The sequence below is a fragment of the Citrobacter sp. JGM124 genome (assembly GCF_018257795.1).
Lineage (GTDB): Bacteria > Pseudomonadota > Gammaproteobacteria > Enterobacterales > Enterobacteriaceae > JGM124.
Genome location: NZ_JAERJD010000005.1, coordinates 125,372 through 140,840, shown reverse-complemented (window position 1 = coordinate 140,840; position 15,469 = coordinate 125,372). Strand labels below are relative to the sequence as shown.

Genomic DNA, 15,469 nt, shown 5'->3' with positions numbered 1-15,469 from the left:
TACCTCTCATTCTTCTTTTCCCGAGTAATTTTGATGCGAAAGACTGTATTCGCACGCCCGATGCTGATAGAATTCGCGCCATCACAACGTAAGAAGCATCGTGATGTTAACGACGCTTATTTGCACAAATCCATTGACAAAAGAAGACCAACGGGGCATATTCCTCGGCCTTTGAATTGTCTACATAGATCATATTTGGGAGTTGGACCTTGGCTAATATCAAATCAGCTAAGAAACGTGCTGTACAGTCTGAAAAGGCTCGTAAGCACAACGCAAGCCGTCGCTCTATGATGCGTACTTTCATCAAGAAAGTATACGCAGCGATTGAAACTGGCGACAAAGCTGCTGCACAGAAAGCATTTAACGAAATGCAACCGATCGTGGATCGTCAGGCTAGCAAAGGTCTGATCCACAAAAACAAAGCTGCGCGCCATAAGGCTAACCTGACTGCGCAAATTAACAAACTGGCTTAATCACCCGTCTGTTATTGCTTTGTTAAAAAAACCGGCTTATGCCGGTTTTTTTACGCCTGTCGCTTATACCCAGCATAATGGCAAGCCCTACCTCTTAATAAATCCCCCTTGCCGGGCCAGCAACAGCCCGACAATATTTCTGTACTAAACAGGTTTGAAGCGTGCTCTTAGCATCGTATATCCAATCACGGCAGAGAGTAATGATCCCAATAAAATACCCAGTTTAGCCAGGATAACCCACTCCCCTTCTCCATCGCCAAAAGCCAGCGACGTAATGAAAATAGACATAGTGAAACCAATCCCGCACAGTACACCTATCGCCATAATATCGCTAAACTTGGTACCTCTGGGTAGCGTGGCGAGCTTCAGCTTAATAGCAAGCCAGCAAAATAAACTGATACCCAATGGTTTACCAATTAACAGCCCAGCCATAATGCCCAATGGCAGATGGGAAGACAGAGACTCCAGGCTGACACCTGACAGCACGACCCCGGCATTCGCGAAAGCGAACAACGGCAATATCAGGAAAGCGACCCAGGGCTGAAGCACATGTTCCAGCTCGCGTGACGGTGAGCGTCCCTGATGCGTTTTAAGTGGGATGAAAAAGCCCAGAATAACTCCGGCCAGCGTCGCATGTACTCCTGATTTTAAAACTGCGACCCACAGAACAATACCAACCAGTATATAAACCCCAGTACGTCGGACATTAAATAGATTGAGTAGTGCCAGTACTCCAATAGCCCCTGCCGCAACACTCAAAGAGAACAATGAAAGGGAACTGGTGTAAAACAAGGCAATAATCACAATTGCGCCAAGATCGTCAATAATAGCCAATGCCATCAGGAAGACTTTTAAAGCTACCGGGACACGGCTCCCCAGCAAGGCCAGAATACCCAGTGCGAAAGCGATGTCTGTCGCTGTAGGAATTGCCCAGCCGTTTCGGGTGACAGGATCCGCGAAGTTGAATGCTAAATAAAGTAATGCCGGTAGTAACATGCCCCCCAGCGCGGCGATCACAGGAAAGGATGCTTCCCGTCGACTGGCCAGTGACCCCTGTACCATTTCCCGTTTGACTTCCAGCCCCACCAGCAAAAAGAAGACGGCCATCAGGGCATCATTTACCCATAACAAAATATTTTTACTCATGTCCAGGGGGCCAATACGTACCGTTACCGGTACATCAAGAAAGGCCTGGTAAGCAGAACGGGTAAGATGGTAGTTAGCCAGGATCATTGCCAGGATAGCGGCAATAATCAAGCAAACACCACCCGCAGCCTCGTTCTGGAAAAAGCGCTGTAGACTCTTAATCATTGTGTAACTCAATTATCCAAAAAAGGGATTTCACGTAAAGGGAGCTTCTCTTCACACACCAGAGCGTTTGAATTGCAGGCTGGTATCACTACCGCTGCCGCCCGGCTAATGAATGGCATAAGCGAGCATACCAACACATCCGGGACTTGAACTCTGAACTGTATAACAGCATAACGAGAATAATAGCGTACTAAAAGCCGGTTATATTGCCAGAGCGCCTCGGGGTAACCAAGTCATAGTATTAATGTAAAAAAAAACCTGAACCGCTTATGCCCGGCTCAGGTTTTTAATAATCGGTACAATGATTAATTAACGAGTGATGTCTTCAAAGAATTTTTTAACACCATCAAGGAAACTTTTGGCTCGCGGGCTATTATGCTCCCCTGCGGTACCACCAAAGCTTTCTTCAAGATCACGTAGCAGTTTTTTCTGTTTTTCGTTCAGGCTGACTGGGGTCTCAACCAGTACCCGGCATAGCAAATCACCCTGGGCACCACCGCGTACGGATTTAACGCCTTTACCACGCATCCTGAACTGCTTACCCGTTTGGGTTTCGGCTGGAATTTTCAGTTTTACCCGACCATCAAGAGTCGGCACTTCAATTTCACCACCCAAGGCTGCCATAGCAAAGTTAATTGGAACTTCACAGTAGAGATCACTGCCATCACGTTCAAAAATAGCGTGAGGTTTAACCTGGACCTGAACGTACAGATCACCCGCTGGCGCGCCTTGTTCACCAGCTTCGCCTTCACCAGTCAGCCGGATTCGATCCCCTGTATCAACACCTGCCGGGATCTTCACTGACAGCGTTTTCGTTTTCTCTACCCGGCCGTGCCCGTGGCAAGAATTGCATGGATCTTTAATTATGGTTCCACGTCCATGGCAGTGCGGGCAACTCTGCTGCACCGTAAAAAAGCCCTGACGCATATGAACCTGACCCTGGCCATGGCAGGTTGGACACGTCTGTGGTGTTGAACCTGATTTGGCCCCACTGCCGTGGCAAACTTCACACTCTTCAAGTGTCGGAATACGGATCTCTTTGGTTACGCCACGAACGGCCTCTTCTAACGTCAGCTCCATATTATAACGTAAGTCTGCGCCGCGGGAGGCCCGCTGGCGACGACCACCGCCGAAGATGTCGCCGAAAACGTCACCAAAGATATCGCCGAAATCAGCTCCCTGACCAAAACCACCGCCGCCGCCCATACCGCCTTGCTCAAACGCCGCATGACCGTATTGATCGTAAGCTGCACGTTTCTGGGAGTCGATCAGAATTTCGTAAGCTTCTTTAATTTCTTTGAAGCTCTCTTCTGTATCTTTATTCCCCTGATTACGATCAGGGTGATACTTCATCGCCAGACGTTTATATGCCTTTTTGATTTCACGCTCTTCCGCAGATTTCGGAATGCCTAAAACCTCGTAATAATCTCTCTTAGCCATCTCTTGTTTTAGCCCTAAATATGCATAAACGGGCGTGGAGGATAAACCTCAACGCCCGTGTCAGGTATTAACCGCTCTGAGGGCGATTATTTTTTGTCTTTAACTTCTTCAAACTCAGCATCAACAACGTCATCGTCTTTGCCTGCCTGACCAGCATCATGGCTGTTACCCGCTTGCCCTTCAGCATGTTGCTGTTGAGCCAGCTCCATCAGCTTGGCAGAAACTTGCGCCAGTTCCTGAATTTTCGCTTCGATATCTGCTTTATCTTCACCTTTCAGAGAAGTTTCCAGCGCGCTCAATGCTGATTCGATAGCAGTTTTGTCTTCAGCTGGCAGTTTATCGCCTGCTTCTTCAACTTGTTTACGGGTGCTATGCAGTAAGTGATCACCCTGGTTACGTGTCTGTACCAGTTCTTCAAACTTACGGTCAGCTTCCGCATTCACTTCTGCGTCACGAACCATTTTTTCGATCTCGTCTTCATTCAGACCAGAAGAAGCTTTAATGGTAATTTTCTGTTCTTTACCGCTGTTTTTATCTTTAGCGGAAACATGCAAAATACCATCAGCATCAATATCGAAGGTCACTTCAACTTGTGGCATACCACGTGGTGCTGGCTGAATCCCATCCAGGTTAAACTGGCCCAGTGATTTGTTATCCGCAGCACGTTTACGCTCACCCTGGATAACATGAATCGTTACCGCAGACTGATTATCTTCCGCTGTAGAAAACACCTGGCTATGTTTAGTCGGGATAGTCGTGTTTTTGTTAATCAGTGCAGTCATTACGCCGCCCATGGTTTCGATACCCAGAGACAATGGGGTAACGTCCAGCAGCAGGACATCTTTAACTTCACCAGTCAACACACCACCTTGTACCGCCGCACCCACTGCAACCGCTTCATCCGGGTTAACGTCTTTACGTGGCTCTTTACCAAAGAACTCAGCAACTTTCTTCTGAACCATCGGCATACGAGTCTGACCACCGACCAGGATAACGTCGTTCACGTCAGAGACAGACAAGCCAGCATCCTGCAGCGCGACTTTTAATGGTGCAATAGAACGGTTAACCAAATCTTCAACCAGTGACTCCAGTTTCGCACGGGTCACTTTGATGTTCATATGTTTAGGGCCTGTCGCATCAGCAGTGATATACGGCAGGTTAACGTCAGTCTGCTGTGCAGAAGACAGTTCAATTTTTGCTTTTTCAGCAGCTTCTTTCAGACGCTGCATCGCCAGCGGGTCATTACGCAGATCAATACCTTGATCTTTCTTAAACTCTTCCACCAGATAGTTAATCAGACGGCTATCGAAGTCTTCACCACCCAGGTGGGTATCACCATTGGTAGCCAGAACTTCAAAGGTTTTTTCTCCATCGACTTCATCGATTTCGATAATAGAGATATCAAAAGTACCACCACCCAAGTCATATACCGCAATGGTACGGTTGCCGACTTCTTTGTCCAGCCCATAAGCCAGCGCTGCTGCGGTAGGTTCGTTGATGATACGTTTTACTTCCAAGCCTGCGATACGGCCGGCATCTTTCGTTGCCTGACGCTGTGCATCATTGAAGTAAGCAGGTACAGTAATAACAGCTTCAGTCACTGGCTCACCCAGATAGTCTTCTGCTGTTTTCTTCATTTTTTTCAACACTTCTGCAGAGATCTGCGGAGGTGCCATTTTCTGGCCTTTTACATCAATCCAGGCATCACCGTTATCTGAACTGATGATTTTATATGGCATGATCGCTTCATCACGCTGCACTTCTTCGTCCTGAAAACGACGTCCAATCAGACGCTTAATTGCAAAAAGAGTATTTTGCGGGTTGGTCACGGCCTGGCGTTTAGCCGGCTGACCTACCAGGATTTCACCGTCTTGAGTATAAGCAATGATGGAAGGAGTGGTACGGTCACCCTCAGCATTCTCCAGAACGCGTGCAGTAGTCCCATCCATAATCGCGACACATGAGTTAGTTGTCCCCAGGTCGATACCAATAATTTTACCCATCTGAACGTCTCCACTAAAAATTCGTCATCATGAAGTTGTGAACCTGTTATATGGGCAAATATCTGTCTTTCAACTGCCCAAAGCGTTTTTTTCAGGTCCCACAACACTGTTGCTTACAAGATGGGGTCAACAGACTCCTCATCAAGGGGGGAATGAAAAAAATTTCATTCTTTACCCTCTTTAGATCATAGACGGCAACTCACAGTCTGCTTATTATGCCGCCCCCGCTCACGGATCAATCGGGAATGGGTCATCACTTATTATTGTATTTCAGATAACTTTTTTTAGAGGAATTATGGGTAACACTAAGTTGGCCAACCCTGCACCCCTTGGCCTGATGGGCTTTGGGATGACCACGATTTTGCTCAATCTCCATAATGCTGGTTTCTTTGAACTTGACGTTATCATTCTGGCGATGGGTATTTTTTATGGTGGAATCGCACAGATTTTTGCAGGGCTACTTGAATATAAAAAAGGAAATACTTTTGGCTTGACCGCCTTTACCTCTTATGGCGCTTTCTGGTTGACCCTGGTCGCCATTTGGTTACTGCCAAAAATGGGCGCTGGTGCGGCTGCCGATACTCACTTCATGGGAGCCTATCTTGGCCTGTGGGGTATCTTTACCCTGTTCATGTTTTTTGGCACGCTCACGGGTGCACGCATGCTACAGTTCGTTTTTGGCAGCCTGACTGTTCTGTTTGCCTTACTGTCTATTAGCCATTTTGTCGCCAGTGAAACGCTCGCCCATACTGCTGGCTGGGTTGGGATTATCTGTGGTGCCAGTGCTATTTACCTGGCAATGGGTGAAGTACTCAATGAACAATTCGGGCGAACTATTTTACCATTAGGCGATAAAAAATAATCTGCGAATACACATCATCAAACGCAGCCGCTGATCATCGCTAACGTTAAAAAAGTGAGGGCAAAACGGGGAATGCTGTTCCCGGTTTTGCCCTGTTAATATTCGGCCACTATCTGTTATGACTGGACAGAAGGCTGGCTACGTACCGTATTCTCATGATTAATATCTTTCCGCAACCAGATCCCCACCATCAGACCTACGCCACCTAAAGCCAGGACATACCATGCGGGTGCCAAGGGTGAAGCCCCCATGAATAGCATCACAACTATCGGTGTTAAACCGCCAAAAATAGCGTAGGACAAATTATAGGAAAAAGAGAGCCCGGTAAAACGAACCTCAGCCGGGAAGGCGCGAACCATAACATAAGGGACTGCCCCTACAATACCAACACTCAAGCCCGTTATCCCATAGAGTACAAACAGATACTCTGGGTATACAGCCACCATGTGGTAAAACATCCAGCTGCAAACAGCAAAAAACAGGCTGCCGCAGATAAATACCTTACTGGCACCAAATCGGTCAATCGCCATACCGTATCCCAGACAACCAAGACTCAGCATGACTATCGCAATGCTGTTTGCCTTTAAGGTCAAGGCTGGTGAAATATGCAACTGGGTTTGCAGCCAGACAGGTGCCATCAAAATCAGAACGACAATCCCTGCGGATAACATCCAGGTCAGTAACATGGAAACGATCACCGCCCGTTTATGGTTAACAATAACGGATTTTAAGGGCAGCTCTTCAGCGAGTGCTTTTCTTTTCTGCATTTCAAGGAATACAGGGGTTTCCTGTAACCAACGACGTAAATACATCGCAAACAGGCCAAAAATCCCCCCAATGAAAAAAGGAATACGCCAGCCACCATTATGGATAGCCTCGCGGGTCATGGAGGTATTGATCACGGTCGCAACAATTGAGCCCAGCAGGATCCCAATAGTTAATCCCGCAGTGAGGGTGCCACAAGCAATCCCGATTCTTCGGTAAGGAACATGCTCTGCCACAAAAACCCATGCCCCGGGGACTTCACCACCGATGGCAGCACCTTGTAATACACGCATGAGCAACAACAAGATTGGTGCCAGTATCCCTAATGTTTCGTAGGTGGGTAATACCCCAATCGCCAGTGTCGGCAAGGCCATGAGCAGAATGCTCAACGTAAACATTTTTTTGCGACCAAGCAGATCGCCAAAATGCGCCATGACTATACCGCCCAGAGGCCGTACCAAATAACCGGCAGCAAAGATCCCAAACGTTTGCAACTGGCGAATCCACTCAGGAATATCCGGAGGGAAAAAGAGTTCACCCAATACCGTGGTAAAGAAAACAAAAATAATAAAATCGTAGAACTCAAGCGCACCGCCAAGGGATGCCAGCGATAACGTTTTATAGTCCTGAGAACTCAAAGGCCTTGCATGAATTTGCGACATAAGCAACCATAAAATAGATAAGAGTGTTAAAAAAATTACCTGGCACGCGTAAAGAAAAAATTACTATAACAGTTAATTATCAACACTCCACCACGGCGATATTTTATGCCATCAATTTATTATATTTGCTATTTTATTTCCTTTACTGCACTTTTTGGGCGAAAAGAGGCGACTACCTGAGCGTTCGTCTCAATGTAAGGGCCGTCAAGTAACTGTATACAATACGCTACACTTGCGAACACACCGGCCAGAATCACCTTACCTGACTCATCTTTAACCCCTTCCAGGGTCTCTTTGATGGATTTCGGTTGTCCCGGCAAGTTAAGGATCAAAGCCTGTTTGCGAATAACACCCACCTGACGTGACAGAATCGCGGTAGGGACAAAGTGCAGGCTGACCTGACGCATCTGCTCACCAAACCCGGGCATGATACGATCAGCAATTGCCAGGGTCGCATCCGGGGTGACATCACGCCGGGCCGGCCCCGTTCCCCCTGTGGTAAGAACTAAGTGGCAACCCATCTCATCAACCAATTCACAAAGCGCTTGCTCTATCATGGGTTGCTCATCAGGGACGAGGCGGGTTTCTATGTGAAAAGGGGATGTTAACGCTTGTGCCAGCCACTCAGCGAGTGCAGGGATGCCCTTGTCCTGATAAACACCGCTTGAAGCGCGATCCGAGACTGACACTAATCCAATGCGTAGGGTATTCATATCATTTCCAAGCTTTAGGAGAACATTAACTGGAATGATACATCGGGAAAGGCGGGACAAACAGATGAAAGGGCTAAAAGCGTGGCCAGCCGGGGCTGGCCACATTGATGATTACAGCAGATCGCCGATCATTTTTTCCAGTTTTTCCTGGTCGATAGCAAACTTACGGATACCTTCCGCCAGCTTATCTACCGCCATAGGGTCCTGGTTATGCTGCCACAGGAACTGGGATTCAGTGATACGAGCCGGACGTGCTTTCACTTCGCCGGTATAGCTCAGTTTACGTTCCAGCCCACCAGTGCTTTCTGAAAGCTCTTTCAGCAGTGCAGGAGCAATGGTCAGGCGATCACAGCCTGCCAGCTCGATAATTTCACCGATGTTACGGAAGCTTGCTCCCATTACGACAGTTTCATAACCGTGCTCTTTGTAATACTGGTAGATCTCGCTGACAGAAACGACGCCTGGGTCTTCGTTCGCCACGTACTCTTTTTTGTCAGTATTCGCTTTGTACCAGTCAAGGATGCGACCAACAAAAGGAGAGATCAGGAAAACACCGGCTTCGGCACAAGCGCGAGCCTGCGCGAAGGAGAACAGCAGAGTCAGGTTACAGTTGATCCCTTCTTTTTCGAGCTGTTCTGCCGCACGGATGCCCTGCCAGGTAGAGGCCAGTTTGATCAGAATACGGTCATTGCTGATACCCGCATCGTTATAGAGTTTGATGAGATGCTTGGCTTTAGCAATGCTGGCTTCGGTGTCATAAGACAGGCGTGCATCGACTTCGGTAGAAATACGGCCAGGAACCAGTTTCAGAATTTCCAGACCGATATTTACCGCCAGCTTATCAGTAGCATCAACCACTTGTTGTGCACGATCGTTGCTTTGGTTACGTGCAAAGGCAATGGCATCATCAATCAGTGGGCGGTATTCAGGAATTTGTGCGGCGTTAAGGATAAGTGAAGGGTTAGTCGTCGCATCTTGCGGTTTGTACAGTTTCATCGCCGCAATATCACCAGTGTCAGCTACCACGGTGGTCAGTTGACGCAGAGCAGTTAATTTATCCGTCATAGTCAGTATGTCTCGTTGAGTCTAGCAGTTAGGGATAGGTAAGTAATATCTATTGATAATATCACGCCTTAGAGGAGGTGCAACCGCGATACCACCACGTCTGTTACAAAGAGCAGAATTGCACAAATTCTGAGGATCACAAGCAACCATACCCGTTATCGTGGCTAAATCGCCCACCAGTGTACTTGATGGGTATATGGAGAATAGAGCCAAACTGAGATTCATGCCTCTGACTTATCGCAGCTATCGACCGATTAAGGTAAAAAATTTGCTAAAATAGCCTCTCACACCAGCAAGGAGCGAACAATGTTAATTCTGATTTCACCGGCCAAAACACTGGATTATCAAAGTGATTTAGCGACTGCACGCTATACACAGCCCGAGCTGCTGGCGTATTCACAACAATTGATAGAGGTAGCACGCTCGCTGAGTGAGCCACAGATCGCCTCCTTAATGAGTATCAGTGACAAGCTAGCCTCTTTAAATGCAACCCGGTTTCACGAGTGGCAGCCTGACTTCACGCCTGATAATGCCCGTCAGGCTATTCTCGCCTTCAAAGGGGATGTCTATACCGGCCTACAGGCGGAGAACTTTAGTGAAGATGATTTCGATTTCGCTCAACAACATTTGCGTATGTTATCAGGTCTCTACGGTGTCCTGCGCCCCCTCGACTTGATGCAACCCTATCGCCTGGAAATGGGCATTCGATTGTCTAATCCCAAGGGGAAAGACCTGTATCAGTTCTGGGGTTCTATTATCACTGAAACACTGAATCAGGCCCTGGAAGCTCAGGGAGACAATGTGCTGATCAATCTCGCTTCTGACGAATACTACAGGTCAGTCAAACCACAGCAACTGAATGCCGGGATCATCAAACCCGTATTTCTTGATGAGAAAAATGGCGTTTTTAAAGTGATTAGCTTCTATGCGAAAAAGGCCCGGGGACTGATGACGCGCTATATCATCCAAAATAGGCTGACGAATCCCGAACAACTGAAAGGATTTAATCTTGAAGGGTATGGCTTCGATGAGTCTGCTTCAGGCAAGAATGAGTGGGTGTTTAAACGACCGGCACAATAGCCACGAACTCAGCAATAAGCGGTCGCTGCCAAAGACAGCGACCGCGCTGATGATATCCTGCCTCGTCAGCGGTCAGGCTTTGTTCATCATTAAACCACGCAGAGCCGTATAATCTGCCGGTAACTCATGTGACAATAACGGCAGATCTGCACGGGATGCCAGCTCTTCTGGCAGAGGTAGCGTTTGGCCGAGGATAGCCTCCACACTCTCTTTGAATTTCGCAGGGTGCGCCGTGCCGAGAAACAGGCCGAATTCATCCGCTTGTAACTGGTCACGTAACGCACGATAGGCAATCGCGGCATGGGGCTCGGAGATATAGCCTTTCTCCAACAATTCGCGCATTGTCTGCTGGGTGGTATCATCACTCACTGCTTCATAACCCAGATCACTCAGAGCCCAGCCTTTACGGCGAAATAACTCCTCGACACGAGGCCAGTTATTTGGCTGACTGACGTCCATCGCATTAGACAAGGTAGCAATGGTCTCTTTTGGCTGCCACTGCCCTTCAGCCAGGAAACGGGGCACAGTGTCGTTGGCATTGGTCGCAGCAATAAAGCGTTTTACTGGCAAACCTAATGATTTCGCCAGCAAGCCAGCTGTTAAATCGCCAAAGTTACCGCTGGGTACCGAAATGACCAGTTTATCCCGAGTTTCGGCAGGCAACTGGGCAACTGCCTCAAAGTAGTAACAAATTTGCGCTAACAGGCGACTAATGTTGATAGAGTTAGCGGAGTTCAGCCCCAGGGCTACTTTTAACTCTTCATCGTCAAAGGCCTGTTTCACTAACGCCTGGCAAGCATCAAAATCGCCATCAATAGCAACAGTTTCGATATTCCCCCCCAGAGTACAGAATAATTTCTCCTGTAACGGGCTGATTTTGCCTCGAGGGTAGAGAATCACCACTTTAACGTTTTCTAAACCATAGAAAGCGTGCGCTACGGCAGCCCCCGTATCACCCGATGTGGCGGTTAAAATAGTCACGGGTTTCTCACCACTGACATGGGTGAGCATCTGGGCCATAAAACGACCGCCGAAATCTTTAAATGCCAGTGTCGGGCCATGGAACAGTTCCAGGCAGCCGACATCAGGCTCGACCATTTTTACCGGTGCAGGGAAAGCAAAAGCAGCCGCAACACGTGCAGCCAGTATTTCTGATGGGATCTCTTCACCAATAAATGCCGAAAGAATTTTGCTGCTACGGCTGACGAAGTCCATTTCCAGCATAGCGTCTATTTCGGCACGCGAAAATTCAGGCAACGCATCAGGAAAAAATAGCCCTTGTTGTCTGCCAAGACCTTGGGTAAGGGCTTGTGCAAAAGAGACCTGCTCAGTGTTATCTTTAAGGTTATACAGTTTCATTCGTTATCCCAAAACTCGTGCGCCAGCCGTATCCAAACGGCAAATATGTACAAAACCTTCCTGGTTCTGCAAATAGTGTTGGCCAAGCCAGTCAGCCGTGCGTTGTGCAGTTTCCAGGTTATCACAGAGTGCAAATAAGGTTGGACCGGAGCCAGAAATACCGCTCGCCAGTGCACCAATATCCGCCACCCCTTTCCGTGCGTCATCAAAGCCGGGTAACAGTTTTGCCCGGTAAGGTTCGGCAATCACATCCTGCATTAGCTTTGCCGCCAGCTGTGGCTGACGGGAATAGCAGGCATGAATAAAACCGGCCAAGTGGCGCCCATGACTGATACAGTCCTGACGGCGATACTGGGCAGGCAGAATCGCTCTTGCTTGTGCCGTTGAGACTTTAATGCCCGGGTAAGCCAGCACCCACAACCAGTCATCAAAACAGGGAATGGACTGGCTTATTATCCCCTCTTCTTCAATCATCAACTGCATACCGCCAAGAAAACAAGGAGCGACATTATCATAATGAACGCTGCCAGAGATTCGTCCTTCCAGCTCCCCCATCATTGCCAGCAATCGGTTATCACTGACCGGCTTACCACAGAATTCATTCATCGCCACCAGACCAGCCACAACGGAGCAAGCACTGGAACCAAGACCTGAACCAATCGGCATATTTTTTTCAAGAGTCATGGCCACGGGGATTTCTTTACCTATCTCCCGGCAAAACAGGGCCCAGCACTGGTAAACAATATTCTGATCCTGTTCAGTTGGCAGATTACGGGCAAAACGGCCCAGATTTGTCAGGCTAAATTGATCAGCGGCCTCAACGGTCACATAGTCACCGAGGTGCTCTCCCCCGATGGGGGATACTGCCGCGCCTAACACATCAAAACCAACGCTCATATTAGCACTGGAGGCGGGAGCATATACTTTAACCATTTTAAACTCCTAACTTCCATGACAGGGTACGTAACAAGTCGGCAAACACACCGGCCGCGGTAACATCGTTCCCCGCACCATAACCACGTAGTACCAGCGGGATCGGTTGATAGTAATGGCTGTAAAATGCCAACGCATTCTCACCATTTTTAACTTTATACAGTGGGTCATTGCCATCAACTTCAGCAATCTTCACACAGCACAGACCATTCTCTTCAATCATGCCGACATAACGCAGTACCTGCCCCTTTTCACGGGCCTTATCTACACGCTGGGCGAATTCACCATCAAGCAACTGGAGACGGTCCATGAAACTCTCAACGTCACCACTGGTATTGAAGTAATCGGGCAGTACCGGCTCGATAATAATATCTGACAGTTCCAGCTCGCGCCCTGTTTCACGGGCAAGGATCAGCAGTTTACGTGCGACGTCCATCCCGGAAAGGTCATCCCGTGGATCTGGCTCGGTATAACCCAGTTCACTGGCCATACGTGTCGCATCTGACAAGCTCATACCTTCATCCAGCTTACCGAAAATAAAGGAGAGTGAGCCGGACAAGATACCCGAGAAATGTTCCAGTTCGTCCCCTGCATTCAGCAAGTTCTGTAGGTTTTCAATAACGGGAAGCCCGGCCCCGACATTGGTGTCATACAGAAATTTACGACGTGATTTAGCCGCAGCGTTACGCATCTGGTGGTAGTAATTCATACTCGATGTGTTCGCCTTTTTGTTCGGCGTTACTACGTGGAAACCTTCACCCAGGAAATCAGCATACTGGTCTGCAACCGCCTGGCTGGAAGTACAATCGACAATCACGGGGTTTAACAGGTGATACTCTTTCACCAAACGAGTCAGACGCTCCAGATTCAGTGGCTCTTTCGCCTGTTCCAGCGCTTGCTGCCAGTTATCCAGGTTCAGGCCATGAACACTGGTCAGCAGGGCTTTTGAGTTGGCAATACCACAAACACGTAAATCAATGTGTTTACTCTTCAACCGGGCTTGCTGACGTTTAATTTGCTCCAGTAGCGCGGTACCCACGCCACCGATACCAATCAGAAAAACTTCAATCACCTGATCAGTATTGAACAACATTTGGTGAGCTACACGAACCCCGGTAGTGGCATCATCATTGCTGACAACCACGGATATAGAACGCTCAGAAGACCCCTGGGCGATGGCAATAATATTGATATTCGCCCTGGCAAGAGCAGAAAAGAATTTTGCCGAGATCCCCCGCACGGTACGCATACCGTCACCCACCACGGAGATAATCGCCAGGCGCTCCATCACAGCCAGCGGCTCCAGTAACTCGTCTTTTAGTTCCTGGCTGAACTCGTCTTCAATCGCACGGCGGGCGCGGGCGACATCACTCTGATGCACACAAAAACAGATGCTGTATTCAGACGAAGACTGGGTAATCAGCACCACCGAGATATTCGTGCGCGACATGGCAGCAAAGACACGTGCCGCCATACCCGGCATGCCTTTCATACCCGGGCCTGACACGTTAAACATTGCCATGTTATTAAGATTAGTGATCCCCTTCACGGGTAAGGAGTTATCTTTGCTGTCAGCACCAATCAGTGTGCCTGGTGCCTGGGGGTTACCCGTATTTTTGATTAGGCAAGGGATCTGGAACTGGGCAATGGGGGAAATAGTGCGAGGATGAAGAACTTTAGCGCCGAAGTAAGAAAGCTCCATCGCTTCCTGGTACGACATGGACTTCAGTAACCTGGCGTCCGGTACCTGTCGCGGGTCACAGGTATACACACCGTCCACATCAGTCCAGATCTCACAACAGTCTGCCCGCAAACAGGCCGCCAGTGCAGCTGCTGAGTAGTCTGACCCATTTCGTCCCAGTACAACCAGTTCACCTTTGTCGTTACCTGCGGTAAAGCCCGCCATCAAAATCATATGGTCATCCGGGATACGACTGGCAGCAATCCGACGAGTGGATTCAGCAATATCAACGGTAGACTCAAGGTAGTGGCCTACAGCAAGTAATTTCTCAACCGGGTTAATCACAGTAACAGCATAACCACGGGCCCGTAGAACGGCCGCCATGATAGCAATGGAGAGCTTTTCACCACGACAGATAATAGCCGCATTGATACTGTCAGGGCATTGGCCTAACAAACTGATACCGTGCAATTCATGCTTAAGCTGGGCAAACTCCTGGTCTACCAGCTCGCTTAATTCCGCCTCTGGAAAACCCGGCTGCATTTCAGCCAGCCCTTTTATCAAGTCGGCAAAGATTTGCTCTGCTTCTGTGATATTCGACAGGGCATCCTGGCCACTGATGGTCTTTTCAATCATGGCCACCAGATGGTTGGTAATTTTTGCCGGGGCAGACAGCACTGTGGCTACCTGTCCCTGTTTGGCATTACTTTCCAGGATGTCAGCAACACGGAGGAAACGCTCCGCATTCGCTACTGAAGTACCGCCGAATTTCAACACTCGCATGCTATATTACCCCTTGATTTTAATCGAAAAAAAAGCCCGCACTTTCTTGGGTGCGGGCTTTTTTTATGAACTCTTGTACGCGTCAGCCCGCACCGTTACCTGTGGTAATGATGATGGTAATAATCGTTGTTGTCAGAAATTGACGACTCATGATTGCCGGACGCTCTTAAAATTTTTTATACTGAATACCCTACTGGTTAAAGTAATCCTGTCATTAAGTCAATTTTTTTTAGTTTTTTACTGAAGACCACCACTGGGCAACTTCACTAACAATTAATAAAATATCAGGGTAAACACCAACATAAAAAATCGCCACCCCTGTTTTTTATATTGAAAATA

General features: G+C 48.3%; 12 protein-coding genes and 1 other annotated feature. Of the genes, 3 read left to right on the top strand and 9 right to left on the bottom strand.

Annotation, left to right across the window (positions count from 1 at the left end):
* Nucleotides 1-209: 209 nt before the first annotated feature.
* Entirely contained in the window at nt 210-473 is a 264-nt protein-coding gene (gene rpsT / locus JK154_RS08555) for a 30S ribosomal protein S20 (RefSeq protein WP_039897887.1), read from the top strand.
* A gap of 144 nt (nt 474-617) precedes the next feature.
* Here rpsT and nhaA read toward each other — a convergent pair whose 3' ends face one another.
* The 3 genes from nhaA to dnaK form a co-directional block, all read right to left on the bottom strand.
* Nucleotides 618-1,781 carry a Na+/H+ antiporter NhaA gene (nhaA, locus tag JK154_RS08550; protein ID WP_211992250.1) on the bottom strand — a complete coding sequence of 388 codons (1,164 nt, stop codon included), beginning with the start codon at nt 1,779-1,781 and terminating at the stop codon, nt 618-620.
* A gap of 312 nt (nt 1,782-2,093) precedes the next feature.
* Complete coding sequence (gene dnaJ / locus JK154_RS08545) at nt 2,094-3,224, bottom strand: molecular chaperone DnaJ (RefSeq protein ID WP_211992099.1); 1,131 nt, start codon at nt 3,222-3,224, stop codon at nt 2,094-2,096.
* Nucleotides 3,225-3,310: 86 nt separating this feature from the next.
* The gene (gene dnaK, locus JK154_RS08540; protein WP_211992098.1) at nt 3,311-5,227 is read right to left on the bottom strand and encodes a molecular chaperone DnaK; all 1,917 of its coding nucleotides are present in this window, start codon (nt 5,225-5,227) and stop codon (nt 3,311-3,313) included.
* Between the two features lie 295 nt (nt 5,228-5,522).
* On the opposite strand from dnaK, the gene satP reads away from it, so the two are divergent.
* On the top strand, nt 5,523-6,089 hold the full coding sequence (gene satP, locus JK154_RS08535; protein ID WP_211992097.1) for an acetate uptake transporter: 567 nt from the start codon (nt 5,523-5,525) through the stop codon (nt 6,087-6,089).
* 116 nt (nt 6,090-6,205) lie between these two features.
* Here satP and JK154_RS08530 read toward each other — a convergent pair whose 3' ends face one another.
* From JK154_RS08530 to tal, 3 genes are all read right to left on the bottom strand, one after another.
* Entirely contained in the window at nt 6,206-7,516 is a 1,311-nt protein-coding gene (locus tag JK154_RS08530; RefSeq protein WP_211992096.1) for an MFS transporter, read from the bottom strand.
* A 128-nt stretch (nt 7,517-7,644) separates the two neighbouring features.
* Nucleotides 7,645-8,229, bottom strand: a complete 585-nt coding sequence (gene mog / locus JK154_RS08525) for a molybdopterin adenylyltransferase (RefSeq protein ID WP_211992095.1) — start codon at nt 8,227-8,229, stop codon at nt 7,645-7,647.
* 111 nt (nt 8,230-8,340) lie between these two features.
* A complete protein-coding gene (gene tal, locus JK154_RS08520; RefSeq protein WP_211992094.1) occupies nt 8,341-9,294 on the bottom strand; it encodes a transaldolase in 954 nt (317 codons plus the stop codon).
* A gap of 306 nt (nt 9,295-9,600) precedes the next feature.
* Here tal and yaaA point away from each other — a divergent pair, with 306 nt between their 5' ends.
* Nucleotides 9,601-10,374, top strand: coding sequence for a peroxide stress protein YaaA (gene yaaA / locus JK154_RS08515; RefSeq protein WP_211992093.1), 774 nt, complete (start codon nt 9,601-9,603; stop codon nt 10,372-10,374).
* A 72-nt stretch (nt 10,375-10,446) separates the two neighbouring features.
* Here yaaA and thrC read toward each other — a convergent pair whose 3' ends face one another.
* Genes thrC through thrA form a run of 3 tightly spaced genes read right to left on the bottom strand, consistent with a single transcriptional unit; the run spans nt 10,447 to nt 15,130 of the window.
* Nucleotides 10,447-11,733, bottom strand: a complete 1,287-nt coding sequence (thrC, locus tag JK154_RS08510; protein ID WP_211992092.1) for a threonine synthase — start codon at nt 11,731-11,733, stop codon at nt 10,447-10,449.
* Nucleotides 11,734-11,736: 3 nt separating this feature from the next.
* Nucleotides 11,737-12,666: a homoserine kinase gene (thrB, locus tag JK154_RS08505; protein WP_211992091.1), complete on the bottom strand. Its 930-nt coding sequence runs from the start codon at nt 12,664-12,666 to the stop codon at nt 11,737-11,739.
* 1 nt (nt 12,667) lies between these two features.
* Nucleotides 12,668-15,130, bottom strand: a complete 2,463-nt coding sequence (gene thrA / locus JK154_RS08500) for a bifunctional aspartate kinase/homoserine dehydrogenase I (RefSeq protein ID WP_211992090.1) — start codon at nt 15,128-15,130, stop codon at nt 12,668-12,670.
* A gap of 25 nt (nt 15,131-15,155) precedes the next feature.
* Nucleotides 15,156-15,276, bottom strand: a sequence feature (Thr leader region).
* Nucleotides 15,277-15,469: the final 193 nt, after the last annotated feature.